This window comes from Saccharothrix saharensis (assembly GCF_006716745.1).
Taxonomy (GTDB): domain Bacteria; phylum Actinomycetota; class Actinomycetes; order Mycobacteriales; family Pseudonocardiaceae; genus Actinosynnema; species Actinosynnema saharense.
Window position 1 is genome coordinate 1,360,672 of record NZ_VFPP01000001.1, and the last position, 17,248, is coordinate 1,377,919.

The following is a 17,248-nucleotide window of genomic DNA, read 5'->3' on the forward strand; positions in this document are numbered from 1 at the left end:
CGCACGCCGCACCGACCCGGGAGCCCGCCGGGGCACGGCGGACCACCGCGGTCGTGCGGGAGCGCCCACTTGGGGTCCGGCGGTTCGTCGCGGGTGACGACGTAGCCGTGATCGTCGACCTTCCGGGGCAGCAGCTCAACGGCAACGCGGCGAACGCGCGGCACGTCTCCCAGCGCGGTCGGCGAGCGGGCGCCTGACCGCGAGTGCCGCGCGTCGTCGGTGAGGACGGGCGCGCGGCACCGCGTCATCGTCGGCCCGGCGTCGTCACGCGCGGTTCCACTTCTGGTTGTCCTGGCCGTTGCAGGTCCACAGGATCAACCGCGTGCCGTTGGCCGTGGCCGCTCCGTCGGCGTCCAGGCACAGCCCGGCGCGCACGTTGCGGATCGACCCGTCCGGGCCCGAGGTCCACTTCTGGTTGTCCTGACCGTTGCACGACCAGATCACCACCCTGGTGCCGTTGGCGGTGCCGCTGTTGTAGGCGTCCAGGCACCTGTCGCCGAACACCCGGAACTCGCCGCTCGCGGTGCTCGTCCACTGCTGGTTGGCGGCGGTACCGCAATCCCACAGCAGCACGGTCGTGCCCGGCGCCGTGGAGGCGTTCTCGACGTCCACGCACCGGTTGGACCCCACACCGCGCAGCCTCGACGTGACGTCACCGGGCGCACCACCGGTGGCGAACTGCCACCAGTCCACGTTGAACAGGAAACCGCTCCCACCGGTGTAGCGCAGGAACACGTCCTGGTTGCCGGAGGCGCCGCTGACGGGGCACGTCACCGATCGCCACGTCTGCCAGCCGCCGGTGGCGGGGACGGTGCAGCGGCCCACGACCGTGCCGGTGGCGCTGCCCAGGCGCACCTCGATCGTGCCGCCGCTGGTGGCGGAGGCGACCCGGGCGGTGAACGACGACGCACCCGTGCCGAAGGCGACGTTGCGGACCTTGGTGTAGTCGCCGTTGTGGAGGGAGCCGATGTTCATGCCGCCCTCGGCGGAGGGTTCGGTTTCGATGCCCGAGCCCCAGGCGATGGTCTCGGCCTCCTGGCGGACGTAGGGGTTGAGCGTGTCCGCCGGACCGGGCCCGGCGGTCATGGTCATCCGGGGAATGGTGCCGTCGCTGTTGTAGGTGAACTTCTCGATCGCCACCGAGCGGGTGTAGCCGCTCCCGCCGGGCAGCGCGCCGTTGTGGTAGACGAAGTAGGAGCCTCCCTTGTAGTCCACGATGCCCGGGTGGTTGGTGAAGCTGGAGCCCTGGGTCGGCATGACCGTGCCGCGGTAGGTCCACGGCCCGGTGGGACCGGGCGCGGTGGAGTAGGCGATGAACTCCGAGCAGCACTGCGCCGCGAAGATCATGTAGTAGAGGCCGTTGCGCTTGTAGACCCAGGGCGCTTCCTCGTACAGCGTGGTCCTGGTCGCGTGACCGGTGCGGGTGCCGAACCCGGCGGTGGTGAGCGGGATATTCGTCGCGCTGCCGGAGAAGGAGATCATGTCGGCGTTGAGCCGCACGTACCACAGGTTGGGGTTGCCCCAGTAGAGGTAGGCGTCGCCGTTGTCGTCGATGAAGGCGTGCGGGTCGATCTCGCCGTTCTCCACCAGCGGCCGCCCGAGGGCGTCGCGGAACGGGCCGGTGGGGCTGTCCGAGACACCCACGCCGATGGCCATGCCACCACCGCGGCGGCGGACCGGGACGTACCAGTAGAACTTGCTGTTGCGGGCGATGACGTGCCCCGCCCAGGCGTTGGCGTCCGCCCACGCGAACGTGCCGAGGTTCATCGGCACGCCGTGGTCGGTCCAGTTCACCATGTCGGCGGAGGAGAACACCCGCCACTCGCGCATGGTGAACGTGGTCGAGCCGTCCTCGTCACGTCCGCTGTAGACGTACATGCGTCCGTTGTGGACCATCGGGGCCGGGTCGGCGGTGTAGATGTGCTGGACGATCGGGTTGTCGGCCCTGGCCGTGGCCGGGAGCAGGGCCAGGGCCGAGATGACACCGACGGCCCAGGCTAGCAGGCGCCTTCGACGTTGCACGGTTGTCTCCTTCACTAGGGGTTCGGCGGCCTCCGGCTCGTCACCGCGTCACGTGCGGGACCACCGCTGGTTGGCCTGCCCGTTGCAGGTCCACAGCCGCGCGGGCGTGCCGTTGGCGGTCGCACCGCCGGCGACTTCCAGGCACAACCCCGACTGCACGCCGGCGATCGAGCCGTCGGCGTTGAGCCGCCACTTCTGGTTGGCGCCGCCGTGGCAGGTCCAGATGATCACCAGGGTGCCTGCGGTCGTGCCGGCGTTCTCGGCGTCGAGGCAACGCCGCGAGTCACCGCTGTAGACGGACAGCTCCTGCGTCGTGGTGGACGTCCACTGCTGGTGGGGGCCGTTCCAGCAGTCCCACACCTGGAGCCGGGTGCCGGCGGTGGTGGACTGGTTGGGCACGTCCAGGCACTTCCCCGCGCCCACCGAGCGCAGTGGACCGGTGGTGCCGCCACTGCTGCCGCCGTCGAGGCCGAGGAAGGCGATGGCGTAGGCGAGCATGCCCGCTTGCGGCAGGGTGTGGCCGGTGCCGGTGATGCTGATGCCTTCCACCGCGGCCCTGGTGCCGGTGCCGCCGTAGCGGGTCCGCGTCCAGCTCGACTGCGGGCGGTCGGTCGAGGAGGGGGTCTGGCTCAAGCCGCGGAGGTTGGTCCACTGCTTGACCTCCTCGCCGAAGTTGCGGTAGGCCAGGGTGGTGTCCTGGTCGCCGTGCCACAGCTGCATGCGCGGGTAGGAACCGGTGTAGCCGGGGTACATCGACCGGGCCAGGTCGCCCCACTCCTGCGGGGTCTTGACGACGTTCCCGCTGGAGCACTGGCTGTTCCACAGCGAGCCGTTGGTCGTGGCGAAGCACCCGGCCGGCACCCCGGAGAACGCGGAGGCCGCGGCGAAGACGTCCGGGTACTGGGCCGCCAGCACGGTGGTCATCATGGCCCCGGACGAGAAGCCGCTGACGACGATGCGGGCCGGGTCCACGTCGTAGCGCTGGCGGACCCAGCCGACCATGGACATGATGCCCGTGGAGTCGCTGCCGCCGTCGCGGGTCAGCCCGGCGCGGGTGGACACGTCGAAGCAGCGCCCCTCCCGGGTCGCCTCGGGCACCACGACGACGTACCCGTACCGGTCCGCGGCGGTCGCGAAGTCCCGCCCGTTGCCGTTGAAGATCCCCCCGGCCGACCCGCCGCAGTAGTGCACGAGGACCAGCAGGGCGGGACGAGGTGCGACGTTGTCGGGCACGTAGACGTACATGCCCAGGTTCGAGGGGTTGGCGCCGAAGTCGGTGACGCGGGTCAGCGTGGCGGCCGCCGCGGGTCCCGCGGACATCAGCGCGGCGCCCAGGACGAGCGACAGCAGTGACGCCATCGTCAACAAGGTGGTGGACATTCGTCTCATGTGTCGCTCCTCGGTGGACCGTGGCCGGCTGCGCAGTCGACCGCTCCGGATGAGAAGGGCAGGGCGCGGACGGCGCGGCCCTGCTCATCGGTTCGACGCGTTGGGTGACTCGCGGTGCTAGCCGGTGGTGAACAGGTGCGAGGGGCACAGCGTGCGTCGCCGGCCACCTCCGGTAGTGGGTTCTCCAGCACCTGCTGGAGCGAGGCCTCCCGGTTGCCCCGGATCAGCTGCGCGTCGAGCTTCCCCGCGGCCGCCGGCCCGTCGATCGGCGAGCCGCGTCCCAGCGTGCCGATCAGCACCGCGGTCCCCGCTGATGGGGTGGAGGCGGGACCGCCGCTCGTCGTCGCACCAGTCGTTCGCCACCCGCACGACCCCGGCGTGATCGGCCGGTATCCGGAGCTGTTCTCACTGCGACCTCCATGGCGACGCTGCCGCGGTTCGGTGGCTCGACCGACGGCCCGCGTTCCGCGGAGCCGCGGAAGGTGGCGCCCCGGCGGGCGGGTCGATCGGCGAACCGGTGCCGGCGCCGCCGGTTTCGGCATCGCCGGGGGTTTCGGTTCGGCGGCTCGCGCGGGGTCGCCGTGCGGGTTCACCCTGGGCACTGGGGAGGTCTTACCCCCGATGTTCGCGTTCACATCATGGCTCTCGAATCCATTCGAAGCCAATGACCCAAACGGGGTAAGTCGCGGGTTTACCCCAGTTGGACCCCCATTTGAGACAGCAGGTCACCCACGCACACACCATGCCAGCGCGTGTTTGCTGACCTGAAAAAGACTGTCCTCAGTGGACTTCAAACGGCGCCGAGCGGTCTCCGGCGGCCACCTGCCGAGACGGCGACCCGACGCGTCATCGACAGCCGGGCACCCGGCCGGAGAACTCCTGCGCAAAACGGCAATTTGTTAGCGCTAACACGCTCGGTCACTTGGTCAGCGCTCCGAACCCGCGCGATCGGCGCATGGCACGTTCCACGAATCCCGGCGCGTGCTCGCCGCGCGGTTGGCCGGCGGGGACCTGGCGGTGGCCGTGCTGAACAGGCGGCTCCACCGACGACCACCTCCCGACCGCGGGCGCCACCTCGGCGAGCGTTCCCGCCCCGGAGAGCGCCACCGCGAACGACACGCCGGTGATCGTGCGGACCTGTCATGACGGCACCAAGCCGAAAAACGGCGCCGCCACTATTCCCGGACCGCGAATCGATGCCATCGCGGAAACGACGCGCAACCCGGTATGGGTGCTATTCCGCGGACACCGGCTGTCGACGCCGGCGACCTCCCGGTTCAGCACCCCCGCCACCACTCCGCGGCGCGACCAGCCGTGTCCGCCATCCCAGCCGGCGGGAGCACGTCCCCGGAGTGGCCGGCGTCGCCATCCGGCGGGGCAGCGCACCGGCCCGGACTTCGCCTAAGCTGCGGTTATGGCCGAGATCAAGTACTCGACTCCGCGCGAAGCCTTCGACCTGCTGCTGTCCGGCAACCAGCGCTTCGTCGCCGGGACGCCGGAGCACCCCAACCAGGACGCGGCCCGCCGCACCGAGGTGGCACCGGCCCAGCGCCCGTTCGCCGTGCTGTTCGGGTGTTCGGACTCACGCCTGGCCGCCGAGATCATCTTCGACCGCGGGCTGGGCGACTTGTTCGTGGTGCGCACCGCGGGCCACGTCGTGGGCTCGGAGGTGCTGGGCAGCGTCGAGTACGGGGTGGGCGTGCTGGACAGCCCACTGGTGGTGGTCCTGGGCCACGACGCCTGCGGCGCGGTCGCCGCGGCGTGCGCGGCGCTCGACGAGGGCACGGTGCCGTCCGGGTACATCGGGGACGTCGTCGAGCGCGTCACCCCCAGCGTCATCGCGTCCCGGGCCGCCGGACGCGCGCAGGCCGACGAGATCCTCGCCGAGCACGTCAGCCGCACCGTCGACCTGATGCTCGACCGCTCCCGGCTGCTCGCCGAACGGGTGGACGCCGGTCAGGTCGCCGTCGTCGGCCTGACCTACCGCCTGGCCGACGGCAACACCCAGTTGGTCGCGGCCCGCGGCTTGGACGTCCCCGTTCCCACGACCTGAGCGTGCGGGCGGCGGGGCTCGACGCCGGTCATCCGGAGCGTCGGGGCCCGGCGGCGCGGCGGAGCCGGTTGGCGATCGCCAGTCCCAGCCCTTCCTCCTCCGGCAGGGACGCGACGACGAGGTCGCATCCCCGCCGGTCGAGCTCGCGGAGGGACCCGTAGAGCTCCCGGGCGTAGGCGTCCATCGACCTGGGGACCTCCACCACGGCGTGCGCCCGCACCGGAACACCGGCGAAAGCGGACGGCAGGAGAACGCCCACCCGGTGTCCCGATTCCTGCGCGAGCCGCGCTTCGGCGACGACCTGCTCCGGCTCGACCAGGACGACCCGCGCTCGTGGCGCGTAGTGCGACGGGTGCTGGCCCGGCACCCGGACCCGGCTCGTCGAGTGCACCGCGAGCGGGCGACCCAGCACCGCTTCGAGGTCTTCGCGCGTCACCCCACCGGGCCGCAGGACGCTCGGGACGTCGCCGGTGACGTCGACGATGGTCGACTCGACCCCCACCTCGCAGGGGCCGCCGTCCAGCACGAAGTCGACGGCGTCACCCAGCTCGGCGCGCACGTGGTCCGCCGTCGTGGGGCTGACCGAACCGAAGCGGTTAGCCGACGGAGCCGCGACGCCACCGCCGAACGCCGACAGCAGCGCGAGCGCGACGGGGTGGTCGGGCACCCGCACCGCCACCGTCTCCAGCCCACCGGTCGCTTCCCGGGGCACCCGCGTACCGCGCCGCAGGACCAACGTCAACGCCCCGGGCCAGAACCTCCCGGCCAACAGGCGCGCCGTCGCGGGCACGTCCTCCACCCAGTCACCCAACTGCTCCGGCCCGCCGATGTGCACGATCAACGGGTGGTCCGACGGGCGGCCCTTGGCCTGGAAGACACGCGCGACCGCGGCGGGATCCTCGGCGTTGGCGCCCAGGCCGTAGACGGTCTCCGTCGGGAAGGCCACCAGCCCTCCGGCTCGGAGCACACCGGCCGCCTTCTCCAGATCACCGCTCGTTGCCACTGGACTCGCAATCCTCTCCGCCACCCGCGACAACGTACTGCGAGTGGCGCAGAGGCGACCGGCCAGGTGGCTCGGAGGCCGACGAGTACGGCGTTCGCTGCCGGAAGCCCGATCAGGACGGTGGACGCGGGGCCGCTCCGGCCGGGGAGTCGGTCGGAGACGGCCGACTGACCGGCACCTCCACGTCGGCCGCGTCGGTGGTGACCAGCCGTTCGGTGTGGCGCACGCCCGCTTCGGGCGGGTATTCGCCGGTCACGGCGTTGTCGACGTCGAAGTCGAGGACGGCGTCGCCGCCGACGAGGCTGCCGTCGCCGCGGGCGGGGAAGAGCTTGTGCTGCTCCAGCCACAGCGCGCCGCAACTGTGCGGCGCGGTGTACAGGTCACGGTCTTGGTGACCTCCTCCATGACCGACACCCCGTAGCGGCGTTCGTAGCCGAGTTCGAGGGAGGCGCTGACCGACAGTCACCCCGGTCCTGGTGCCGAAGGTCCGGCTGCTGTCCTTCGTGACGCCGGTGGTGACCTGCCGGCCGTCGTGCTGTGCTACGGAGCCCTGCCGGTTGTCGTGCCGGAAGATCCGGTGGTAGGTGCGCTGACGGGTGAGGGTGCGGAAGGGCGACTTGTCGACCTTCCACTTCTCCGACCGGTCGTCGTCCTCGACCATGACGTAGGGCACGGTGAAGGCGCGGTCGGTCACCACGGGCTGGTCGGCGGGCTCCTGGTAGGAGGTCGACTCCGGCTTGTCGGGCCCTGGGCTCTTGGTCGGCACCGCCGGCAGGTCCAGCACGTAGGTGACCGGGGTCGGGCCGGGATCGGAGCCTCCGTCGAGGCGGGCGTAGGTGAACGCCCCAGTGGGCAGGTCGAGGTGCTCATCGGTGTCGTCGACCGGGTACAGCGGCGGCTTGACGACCAGGAACGCCGCGTAGGACGCGCCTGTCGACAGGAGCTTGTCGCCGAATTCCATCGCCCAGTGCGACGTAGCCATCCGGTGGAACGGCCTCGACTCCCCTCGATCGAGCGTAACGCAGTGAATGAGCCGAATAATCACTCGATGAGGTGGCACGGTCGTGGTTGGGACAATCCGGGTAATGCGAATATCGTGCCGACGTCGTCAGGGCCGCACCGGTGACCCGGGTCGGTTGTCATCCCGATCGGATGAGTGAATTCGGGATGGCAGCGGGTTCGGCCGGGCGGTGTGCCGGGCCGGACACCCCGTTGCCCGGCCGGGCACCCGATCACCGGCTCGGTGTCCCACCCCCGGTGCGACCGGATCGCACGCCGTCGGTGCCGTGCGGAATGCGCATCCCGTCAGTTCTCCACTTCCACCGGCGTCAGCGCACTCCGGTGCGCGCGACCTCGCCGTACCAACGCGCGCTCGGCTCGACCGCTCGGGCGAAGGTCTCGCGGTCGACCGACACCGGGCCGGACGTCGGCCGCCACGACCCCCACCCGCGGTTGTCGAGCAGCGACCGGTGCCGGCGGCCCCGGCGACGGCCGTCAACGATCGCGCGGGCCAAGCCCGTCAGGGCGGCGCGGGTGTGGTCGCCTCGGACAACTCGGTCGACCTCCGCCGGCACCGAGTGGTACACCGTGAGCCGGCACGAACCGGGTTCGAGACCCCGTCCCCCGCGCGGTGCGGCGCGACCCGGGGCGTCGAGCGCCGCAGTCGACCTCATCCTGAACGGCGGAACAGTCATGCACGACCACACGGCCGGCGCGGCGGAACGAGTCGCCACCGCCAACGACGTCGAGCTCTGCTACGAGACCTTCGGCGACGAGCGGCAGCCCGTGCTGCTGCTGATCATGGGCCTGGGGTTCCAGCTCGTGCACTGGCCCGACGGGTTCTGCCGACGGCTCGCCGAGTGCGGCTTCCACGTCGTCCGCTTCGACAACCGCGACGCCGGCCGCTCGACGCACCTGCCCGGAGCCGAGTACGCGCTGGCCGACATGGCCGCCGACACCGTCGGGCTCCTCGACGCGCTCGGCGTCGAGCGCGCCCACCTGGTGGGCGCGTCGATGGGTGGGATGATCGCCCAGGTCGTGGCCGCGCGCCACCCGTCACGGGTGCTCAGCCTGGCGTCGCTCATGTCCACCACCGGCCGCCGAGGCAAGGGACGCACCTCGGTGCGGCTGCTCCGCCACCTGTTCTCCCGGTCTGCCCGCACCGAACAGCAGGCCGTCGAGCGGCGCGTGCGGCTGTTCGAGACCATCGGCTCCCCCGGCTTCGAGCAGGACCTCGACGAGATCAGGCGGGCGACCGCGCTCTCGTTCCGCCGCGACCCCGACCACCGCGCAGGTCGACGCAGGCAGTACCGGGCCGTGCGCGCGGCGGGCGATCGAACCGACCAGCTCGCACTGGTCACGACTCCGACGGTCGTCATCCACGGAACCGCGGACCGCATGTGCCACCACTCCGGCGGCGAGGCGACCGCGGCCGCGATCGGCGGTGCGCGGCTCGTGCTCGTCCCCGACCTGGGGCACGACCTCCCGCCCGGAGCGTGGCCGACCATCATCGACGCGATCGTCGAGAACGCCCGCCGCGCCCGGTCCTGACCATCCGGCGACGAACAGGGGTCGGGCCGGTGGCTGCGTCACAGGCCCGACCTCAGCGGTTGGCGGGGGGCGTCGACGAGTGATGCCGGTGTTCGGCTGAACTCGGCACCCATCGACACGACGGTCGCGTTGTCGAACAGGTCGGTCGAGTACTCCATCACCACGTGGATCCCGTCGGCCGAGGGCACCAGCACGACGTACGGCTCGTTGCGCGCCGACCCCGGTCGCGTCGGCGTCATCACCACCGCGGTCGCGTCGGCCAGGGAGAAGGTCGGTGGTGGGGTGGTGACGACGGTGAACAGGGTGGTCGGGAAGAGCGAGTCCGCCGCGGCCCGGTCGTGCAGGCCGACGACTTCGTGCGCCCGGCACCACCGGTCGACCTCCCGCGGCGTACCCGCGAGGTCGGTGACCGGCAGGTCGACCCGCACGGTGTCGAGCACTTCGACCAGGAGGTCGCCGTCGCGTCGCACCGCCCTGGTGCGCAGCGCGGCGTGCCGGCGCACCAGGTCCCGGAACGCCCGCGCCGGCGCGGCGGGATCCAGGTCCCCGTCGATGTCGACCCGCTGGACGACGTTGTAGACCGAGGGGTCCGCCCGCTCGTGGTGCCGCTGCCACAGCCCGGTGTGGCGGGCCGGGTCGACGTGGTGCGGCGCGCACTGCGCCGTGCCGGGGTGTCGGGTGGATCGCTCTCCTACGTGGAAGCGCACGGCACACGTCCAGGACCCGCCTCTAACTGGCCGCGAACAGCACCAGCGCCCGTTCGGTGAGGGGGATCGCCTTCGGCGCGCCCGTGCTGCCGGAGGACAGCACGATGTCGTCCTGCCGCTCGCCCTCGTGGGCACGGGCGGGTTCGTGCCGCGTGCACTCGTCCGCCGTGAGAGCCCGGACGTCCTGGGCGAACCCCGCCAGCGACCGCGCCGTCGAGGGGCCGGCGAGCACCACCGGCTCCTGCACCGCGCTCCAGGTGTGCGAGAACCGCTCCGCGGTGGGCGAGCCCTCTTCGACGTGGTCGGCGATCATGGCGGGTCGGAGGCCGCCGAGCGCGCATGCCCAGAACGACGGGAAGAGGTCGTCGAGCGGCAGCCCGCAGAGCAGGACGGCGTCACCCGGCCTCGCACCACGGGCCCGGAGTCCGCCGAGGATGCGCCGTGCCCGGTCCAGGAGCCGCGGGTGAATCGGCCCGGCCGGCCGCGTCGACCACGACCACCCCGGCGTCCGGCCGTGTCCGCGCGGCACGGGTCAGGGCCCCACGTTCGATGCCGTTCATCCCGTTCTTTCATTCTTTCGTGCGAGACCACCGGTTCACGCATTCGTCGTGAGCGGATGGCGTGTCCGGGAACGCCGGAACAGGGCGCCGAGCCGGATCACACGGCGACGTTCCGTGAAACGAGGCCACTGGTCGAGTCGGGATTCGGCGCAACCCCGTCCTGGCCCTGAGGGAAGGTGATCAGGTCGTCCAAACCCGTCAACCCCGCGAACACATCGCCCCCCTGAGCGGAGGACGCCGCCGACCGAAGCAATAACACGACCAGGGGTCGACAAATGCGGAAAGCGATTCCCGTCGATCCCGCGACCGCCTGTCATGCGGCGATTCCACCGGTGACACCGGAACGCGCTCCGACGCCGCTGCGCTGACGGGTGGACTGAAAGATCCGACCGGTGCGGCCCCGCGCCGCGGTACCGGGCACGGCTGCCCCGCCGCGGTCTGCCTGGAGGAGGCCCGGCCCGGATGCACTAGGTTGTCCGACCGGAGGGTGTTCAGCAAAGCAGCATCCCGGGTTCCCAGCTCCGCCCGGTCTCGCGGCCGTCACGCGGAGCGCGGCTGATCGAGGGGTGCATCGATGACACGTGACCAGGATGTCTCCGTCCGCGTTCTGGCCGCCGAGCTGGCCCGGATGGGCCGGTTGGTCGAGGACGAGGAGCACGAGGCCGTCGGACGCCGGTTCACCGAGCACCTGGTCCGCACCGTCCCGGGCTGCGACACGGCGTTCCTCGCGGTCGACCGCCGGGGTGGGATCGACATCGCCGCGTCCACCGGTCACGCGCCGCCCGACCTCGCCGCGGACGGGGCCGATCCGGTCCGCGAGGTGCTGCGCTACCGCGAACCGCGCCGCCTGGGCGACACCACGCAGGACCACCGCTGGCCGCTGTTCGCCGCACGCCTGGCCGAGCACGGCCACCGCAGCTGCCTCGTGCTGCCCCTGCCCACCGAGCACTCCCCCACCGCCGCGGCGGTGCTGCTGTCGAGGGAGTCCCACCGGTTCAACGACCACTCCTACGACATCATCATGCTGATCGCCCTGCACGCCGGCATCGCCATGGACAACATCGACCTGGTGCACCACAGCAAGCAGATGGTGCGGCACCTGACCACGGCGCTCGACACCCGCCACACCATCGGCGTGGCCCAGGGCCTGCTGATGCGCCACTTCTCCCACGACACCGACCAGAGCTTCACGCTGCTGCGGCAGGCGTCCCAGCACACCAACCGCAAGCTGCGCGACATCGCCCACGACCTCGTGGCCGCGCACGAGCGCGGAGACTTCGCCCAAGCGCTGACCCGGCACCGCATCACCGCTGTCGCCCTGCCCTGACCCGGCGGAGACCTACCGCGCCCGACCGCCGCCGAACACCTCGTCGACGAGCCTCCGCGTCGCCTGCTGGAACGGCACGGCCAGTGACAGCGCGGCGTCGTCCACGTAGTTCAGCGTGGCGGTGAGGGTCTTGCGGCCGTCGGGCGTGCTGTACATCAGCGCCGCGTGGCCGGCCGCGCCGCCGTTGTGCGTGACGACGGTGCCGCCCGGTCCGGTGTCCTGCACGAACACGCCCAGGCCGTAACCCATGTTCGGGATGGGCGTCGGGTGCGGCTCGCACATCTCGGCGAGCAGTTCGGCGGGCAGGAGCCCGCCACCCGTCAACGCGGAGATGAACGTGTGCAGGTCCGCGCTGGTGGAGATCATGTCGCCGCCGCTGGAGATCCAGGAGGGGTTCTGGCGGGTGACGTCGACCGTCGTCTCCCGGCCGTCGTCCTCGTACCGGTAGTAGGCGTGGGCGTGCGGCTCGGGGATCTCCGGTGTGGTCGGCACCGCGGTACCCGTCAGGCCGAGGGGCCCCACGATCAGCCGCTGCGCCTCGTCGGCCACCGACCTGCCGGTGACCTCCTCGACCAGCAGCCGGGCCAGGACGTAGTTGGTGTTCGAGTAGCTCCAGTCCGTCCCCGGCTCGAACCGCGCCGGCTTGGCCAGCGCCAGTCGCACGAGTTCTTCCGGCCGGTAGGTCCTGAACCGGTTGTCCACCCACTCCCTGCCCGCGGTGGTGGCGGCGATGCCGGGCGCGACCGTCCCGTCGGCGTAGTACTCGCCCGTGAAGTTGAAGATCCCGCTGGTGTGCTGCAACAGCATCCGCGCGGTGACCCGCTCGTCGATCCCGAACCCGCGCAGGTGGTCGGCCACCGGTGCGTCCAGTCCCACCCGGCCTTCCGCCACCAGTAGCAGGACCAGGGTCGCGATGAACGTCTTGGTGTTGCTGCCGATGCGGACGTGCCCGTCGACCGGGGGCTTCGAGGTGCCGCCCAGCTCTCCCACACCGGCGGCACCGACCCATTCACCCCGCTCGTCGTGCACGCGCATCGTGATCCCGGTGATGCCGGAGGCGACGATGTGCTCAAGGGCCCGGTGCAGTTCCGGTCGGTCGTGACTCGGGCGGGGCGTCGGCTCGTTCCGGTCTGCTGCGGTGGTGGACATGGTCGTGCACTCCTCGGGTCGGGAGGGGGTGATCGGCGTGGATCACCGACCTGGTCGTTCGGTTGTCGACACCACCGTTCGCGATGAGCCGGACACGGGGCTGACACGGCCCTGACACCGACCGCGCCGGCGGACGTGGCCGGTGTCAGTGCCTGCTGTTGCGGTGCTCGGACCGGCTCGATCAGGATTGAGGCGCAGCCCGGGCACCTGACGACGAGAGCTGGGGGGAATTGCGGTGGCGGACGACGACAACGCGGCCGCGGCAGCGGTGCGGGCCGTCACGGTGGACGGCGTGCCGGTGCTGCGCATCGCGGGCGAGATCGACGTGAACGCCGTGGACGCGGTGCGGCCCGAGCTCCTGGCCTGGCTGGACCGCGCCCCCGAACAGGTGGTGGTCGACCTGACCGGGGTGACGTTCATCGGCTCCAGCGGCTTGGCGCTGCTGGTCGAGGCCGCCGGGCACGCCGACCGGGGTGGCGTGCGGTTCGTCCTGGTGGCCGATCACCGCGCCGTGCTGCGCCCCTTCGAGGCCACCAACCTGGGTCAGGTGTTCGACCTGTACCCGGACGTGGACCGGGCCGTCGCCGCCACCCGGTTCGGGGCGCACCCGTCGGAGGCCGACCCGCAAGACGCTTGACGCCGGTCCTGCGGTGCTCGGTGTCGAACGGCGCGTGCCCGCGGGGGCGCTCTGGAGTCGTCGACGTCGACGGGGAGGGTCGCGTCGATGATCAGAACGGGGATGGCGCTTGCCCGGCCATCGGTTCGGTGGCCGGAGGGACCGAGCCGGGCGCGGATCGACTCGCCGGACCCGGTGCCGACCGCCGGCCGGTTCCGCATCGCAGCACCAGCACACCCTTCGCTGCCCGGCGGACGAACCGCTTCGTGGAGGCGCGCCCGCTGAAAACCCGCCCCCGCTCCGCCTGTCGCGGACCGGGGGTCGGGAGGTCGTTCCCGGGAGGTCATCGCAGGGCGGTGAAGAACGCCCGGATGTCGTCGGCCAGGATTTCGGGGACTTCGAGTGCGGCGAAGTGGCCGCCTTTGTCGAAGCGGCTCCAGTGCACGATGGTCGGGTTGTCGCGTTCCGCGAAGGTCTTGATGGTCTGGAAGTCGTCGGCGAACACGGCCACGCCGGTCGGGGCGGCGTTGATCGGGGCGGGCTGCCCGGTGGGGGCGGCGGCGTTGTCGTGGTAGGAGCGGGCCATGCCGGCGGCGGCGTTCGCGAACCAGTTGACCGACACCTCGGTGAGGATGGTGTCCAGGGGCACCAGGGACGTGCCGTTGCCGAAGGAGTTGAACAGCTCGCTGTAGGCCAGCAGCCCGATCGGCGAGTCGCTGAGCCCGGCCGCGATCGTCTGGGGCCTGCCGGCGTTCATGGTGGTGTAGCCGCCGACCTTCTGGAACCACCGCATGTGCTCCAGGCCGGCGTGGTCGTGGGGTTGGAGTCGTTCGAACTCGGCGGGGTCGCCGGAGGGGAAGGAGAACAGTTGCAGCACGTGCAGGCCGAGGAAGCCCCGCGGGGCCAGGACGCCGAGTTCGCGGGCGACCATCGCGCCGTGGTCGGAGCCGTGGACGCCGTAGCGCTGGTAGCCGAGGCGGCGCATGAGGGTGTCGTAGGCGCGGGCCACGCGGGCGGTGGTCCAGCCCGGTTCGGTGACCGGGGTGGAGAAGCCGAAGCCGGGTGCGTCCGGCACGACGACGTGGAAGGCGTCCTCGGCGCGCCCGCCGTGGGCGACGGGGTCGGTGAGCGTGCCGATCATGTCGAGGTAGTCGACCGACGAGCCGGGGTAGGTGTGCGCGAGCAGCAGCGGTGTCGCGTCCTCGTGCGGTGACCGGGCGTGGATGAAGTGGATCGGTTGGTCCTGGATCCGGGTGACGTGGTGCGGGTGGGCGTTGATGCGCCGCTCGGCGGCGCGCCAGTCGAACGCGCGCCATGCCGTCACGGCTTCCCGCAGGTAGTGGTTGGGGGTGCCGTGTTCCCAGGTGTCGCCCGGCGCCGGTTGTGGCAGGCGGGTGCGGTCGAGGCGACCGGTGAGGTCGTCCAGCTCGGCCTGCGTGACCTGGATGCGGAAGGGGCGGATCTCCGTGTTCGTCATGGCACAGACGCTAGAGTGCCTATAGGAAAGCCTCGTTCCTAAAGACGGAGGTCGTGGCCATGACCGCGGACACATCGGCACGACTCCTCGCGCTCCTGGGCCTGTTCCAGTCGCGCCCGTCGTGGAGCGGCGCCGAGCTCGCCGACCGGCTGGGCGTCACGACCCGCACCATCCGCAACGACGTGGAGCGCCTCCGCACGCTCGACTACCCCGTCGAAGCCACCCGCGGCGCGACGGGCGGCTACCGGCTCGGAGCGGGCGGCAAGCTCCCCCCGCTGCTGCTGGACGACGAGGAGGCGGTGGCCGTGGCGATCGGGCTGCGCGCCGGCCGGGGCATCGCCGGGCTCGAGACCTCCAGCGCCCGCGCGCTGGCCAAGCTCGAACAGGTCCTGCCGCCCCGCCTGCGACCGACGGTGGAGGCGCTGGCCTCGGTCGTCGACCACGCGCCGGAGAACACCGACACCGACGCCCCGGACCCCGAGGTCGACCCGGCCGTGCTGCGCGCCATCGCGACCGCGATCCACGACGTCGAGTGGTTCCGCTTCGACTACCGCGACACCCCGCTGCTCGTCGAGCCCTACCGCCTGCTCGCCTGGAAACGACGCTGGTACCTCGTGGCCCGCGACCCGTCCAGCGGCGAGTGGGACGTCTACCGGGCGGACTGGGTCACGCCACGCATGCGCACCCACCGCCGGTTCGCCCCCACCGACCTCCCCGACGAGGACTACACCAGCTTCACCATGCGCCGCGTCGCGGCCACCGGCTGGCAGGTCCACGCGCGCCTGCGGGTCGACGCACCGGCCCAAGCCGTCCTCGACCGGATCCACCCGGCCGTCGGCGTGGTCGAGACGGTCACCGACACCACCTCGATCCTCGTCACCGGCGCCGACTCACTGGACACGATCGCCGCCTACATCGGCATGCTGAACATGGACTTCACCGTCGAGTCACCCGACGAGCTGAGGCCACTGCTGCACGCCCTCGCCGAACGCTACGCCCGCGCCTGACCACCCCGGGGCGTCGTCGGCGGTCCGGGCGACCGACGGGCAGCAGTGCGTTCCGTGACGGCGATGTAGTCGGCGAGGGCCTCGCGGGACCGGGTGAGGGTGGCGAGGCGGTCGTCCAGCGCCTGGAGGCGGGCGCGGAGGCCTTCGAGGAGTTCCGGGCAGGGCGCCAGGGTCGGGGTCGGGCCGGTGGTGCACGGGAGCACGTGGGCGATCTCCTCGGTCGAGAGGCCGGCGCCCAGCAGTTTCGTGATCTGGTTGACGGTCAGGACCGCGTCGTCGGTGTACTCGCGGTAGCCGCCCGCGCCGCGGTCGGGTTCGAGCAGGCCCTGTGCCTCGTAGTAGCGGAGTTGGTGGGTGCGGACGCCGGTGCGGCGGCTGAGTTCCCCGATCAGCATCCCCGGCTTGCCCTTGACCTTCATACCGGTGTGAACGTTCAGGATGCCGGTACGGGTTCCGCGTGGGTCGAGGGAGACGACGATGGGTGTGGAGAAGTCTGTGGCGGTGGTCGGGCTCGGCTCGATGGGGCGGGCGTTGGCGGGAGCGTTCGTGCGGGCCGGGTTTCCTACGACGGTGTGGAACCGGACGCCCGGGAAGGCCGCGCGGTTGGTCGCCGAGGGGGCGGTGCGCGTCGATTCGGTCGAGGAAGCCGTGGCGGCCGGGTCGGTGGTGGTCGTCTGCGTCGCCGATCACGACGTGGTGCGAGGGCTGCTGCGGCCGGTGGGCGGTGGGCTCGACGGCAAGCTGCTGGTGAACCTCACCTCGGCCACGTCGGTGGAGATGCGGGAGGTCGCCGGGGTGGCGGGAGTGGACGGCTACCTGGCGGGCGCGATCATGGGGATGCCGCAGGACATCGGCACGGCCGGGTCGTCGGTCCTGTACAGCGGGCCGCGTTCGGCGTTCGAGGCGCACGAGGAGGTCCTGCGCGTCCTCGGCGAGCCGGTGCACCTGGGAGCCGACCACGGGCTGTCGTCGTTGTACGCGGGGGCCGGGGTCAGCCTCATGTGGAGCGTGCTCAACGGCTTCCTGCACGGCGCGGCCCTGCTGGGAGCGGCGGGCGCGGGGGCTTCGGCCTTCGTCCCGTTCGCGCGGCGCAGCATCGCGACGGCGGCCGGCTGGTTGGCCGGGTACGCGGACCAGGTCGACGAGGGCGCTTACCCCGGGGTGGACGCGACCATCGCCTCCCACCTGACCGCGATGGAGTACCTGGTCCGGGAGAGCGAGGCGAGCGGGGTCAACGCCGAGTTGCCGAGGTTCATCGCGGGACTGGCCGAGCGCGCCGTCGCCGGCGGCCGGGGCGGTGACGGGTACGCCGCGATGATCGAACTGTTCCGCACGCCCTCAGGACCGCCCGGGCGAGCCACGGGGTGACGGGCCGGTGGCCGGGTTAC

At 71.7% G+C, this 17,248-nt stretch carries 16 protein-coding genes; 6 read left to right on the forward strand and 10 right to left on the reverse strand.

Features of this window, described 5'->3' with window-relative positions:
- Positions 1 to 264: 264 nt before the first annotated feature.
- From FHX81_RS05175 to FHX81_RS05185, 3 genes are all read right to left on the reverse strand, one after another.
- Positions 265 to 2,022: a family 43 glycosylhydrolase gene (locus FHX81_RS05175; protein WP_141975543.1), complete on the reverse strand. Its 1,758-nt coding sequence runs from the start codon at positions 2,020 to 2,022 to the stop codon at positions 265 to 267.
- A 48-nt stretch (positions 2,023 to 2,070) separates the two neighbouring features.
- Positions 2,071 to 3,411 carry an extracellular catalytic domain type 1 short-chain-length polyhydroxyalkanoate depolymerase gene (locus FHX81_RS05180; RefSeq protein ID WP_141975545.1) on the reverse strand — a complete coding sequence of 447 codons (1,341 nt, stop codon included), beginning with the start codon at positions 3,409 to 3,411 and terminating at the stop codon, positions 2,071 to 2,073.
- 918 nt (positions 3,412 to 4,329) lie between these two features.
- Entirely contained in the window at positions 4,330 to 4,530 is a 201-nt protein-coding gene (locus FHX81_RS05185) for a hypothetical protein (RefSeq protein ID WP_141975547.1), read from the reverse strand.
- Between the two features lie 295 nt (positions 4,531 to 4,825).
- Here FHX81_RS05185 and FHX81_RS05190 point away from each other — a divergent pair, with 295 nt between their 5' ends.
- On the forward strand, positions 4,826 to 5,464 hold the full coding sequence (locus tag FHX81_RS05190; RefSeq protein WP_141975549.1) for a carbonic anhydrase: 639 nt from the start codon (positions 4,826 to 4,828) through the stop codon (positions 5,462 to 5,464).
- 28 nt (positions 5,465 to 5,492) lie between these two features.
- Here FHX81_RS05190 and FHX81_RS05195 read toward each other — a convergent pair whose 3' ends face one another.
- Complete coding sequence (locus FHX81_RS05195) at positions 5,493 to 6,491, reverse strand: L-threonylcarbamoyladenylate synthase (RefSeq protein WP_281291715.1); 999 nt, start codon at positions 6,489 to 6,491, stop codon at positions 5,493 to 5,495.
- A gap of 88 nt (positions 6,492 to 6,579) precedes the next feature.
- Positions 6,580 to 7,449, reverse strand: a complete 870-nt coding sequence (locus FHX81_RS05200; protein WP_141975551.1) for a hypothetical protein — start codon at positions 7,447 to 7,449, stop codon at positions 6,580 to 6,582.
- Between the two features lie 710 nt (positions 7,450 to 8,159).
- Between FHX81_RS05200 and FHX81_RS05205 the strand changes: the two genes are divergently transcribed.
- The gene (locus FHX81_RS05205) at positions 8,160 to 9,017 is read left to right on the forward strand and encodes an alpha/beta fold hydrolase (protein WP_141975554.1); all 858 of its coding nucleotides are present in this window, start codon (positions 8,160 to 8,162) and stop codon (positions 9,015 to 9,017) included.
- A gap of 38 nt (positions 9,018 to 9,055) precedes the next feature.
- Here FHX81_RS05205 and FHX81_RS05210 read toward each other — a convergent pair whose 3' ends face one another.
- Both FHX81_RS05210 and FHX81_RS05215 read right to left on the reverse strand, forming a co-directional pair.
- Positions 9,056 to 9,724 carry a hypothetical protein gene (locus FHX81_RS05210; protein ID WP_170231941.1) on the reverse strand — a complete coding sequence of 223 codons (669 nt, stop codon included), beginning with the start codon at positions 9,722 to 9,724 and terminating at the stop codon, positions 9,056 to 9,058.
- Positions 9,725 to 9,746: 22 nt separating this feature from the next.
- A complete protein-coding gene (locus tag FHX81_RS05215; protein WP_141975558.1) occupies positions 9,747 to 10,253 on the reverse strand; it encodes an AMP-binding protein in 507 nt (168 codons plus the stop codon).
- Between the two features lie 605 nt (positions 10,254 to 10,858).
- On the opposite strand from FHX81_RS05215, the gene FHX81_RS05220 reads away from it, so the two are divergent.
- Positions 10,859 to 11,611 carry a GAF and ANTAR domain-containing protein gene (locus tag FHX81_RS05220; protein WP_141975560.1) on the forward strand — a complete coding sequence of 251 codons (753 nt, stop codon included), beginning with the start codon at positions 10,859 to 10,861 and terminating at the stop codon, positions 11,609 to 11,611.
- Positions 11,612 to 11,623: 12 nt separating this feature from the next.
- Here the strand turns inward: FHX81_RS05220 and FHX81_RS05225 are convergent, their stop codons facing one another.
- Positions 11,624 to 12,760, reverse strand: coding sequence for a serine hydrolase domain-containing protein (locus FHX81_RS05225; protein WP_141975562.1), 1,137 nt, complete (start codon positions 12,758 to 12,760; stop codon positions 11,624 to 11,626).
- A gap of 235 nt (positions 12,761 to 12,995) precedes the next feature.
- Here FHX81_RS05225 and FHX81_RS05230 point away from each other — a divergent pair, with 235 nt between their 5' ends.
- Complete coding sequence (locus FHX81_RS05230) at positions 12,996 to 13,397, forward strand: anti-sigma factor antagonist (protein WP_170231942.1); 402 nt, start codon at positions 12,996 to 12,998, stop codon at positions 13,395 to 13,397.
- A gap of 322 nt (positions 13,398 to 13,719) precedes the next feature.
- On the opposite strand, the gene FHX81_RS05235 is transcribed toward FHX81_RS05230, so the two are convergent.
- Positions 13,720 to 14,853, reverse strand: a complete 1,134-nt coding sequence (locus tag FHX81_RS05235; protein WP_141975566.1) for an epoxide hydrolase family protein — start codon at positions 14,851 to 14,853, stop codon at positions 13,720 to 13,722.
- 59 nt (positions 14,854 to 14,912) lie between these two features.
- Here FHX81_RS05235 and FHX81_RS05240 point away from each other — a divergent pair, with 59 nt between their 5' ends.
- A complete protein-coding gene (locus FHX81_RS05240) occupies positions 14,913 to 15,860 on the forward strand; it encodes a helix-turn-helix transcriptional regulator (RefSeq protein ID WP_141975569.1) in 948 nt (315 codons plus the stop codon).
- On the opposite strand, the gene FHX81_RS05245 is transcribed toward FHX81_RS05240, so the two are convergent.
- On the reverse strand, positions 15,845 to 16,279 hold the full coding sequence (locus FHX81_RS05245) for a MerR family transcriptional regulator (RefSeq protein WP_425473805.1): 435 nt from the start codon (positions 16,277 to 16,279) through the stop codon (positions 15,845 to 15,847). The genes FHX81_RS05240 and FHX81_RS05245 overlap by 16 nt on opposite strands.
- Before the next feature lie 58 nt (positions 16,280 to 16,337).
- Here FHX81_RS05245 and FHX81_RS05250 point away from each other — a divergent pair, with 58 nt between their 5' ends.
- Positions 16,338 to 17,228, forward strand: a complete 891-nt coding sequence (locus FHX81_RS05250) for an NAD(P)-dependent oxidoreductase (RefSeq protein WP_141975571.1) — start codon at positions 16,338 to 16,340, stop codon at positions 17,226 to 17,228.
- Positions 17,229 to 17,248: the final 20 nt, after the last annotated feature.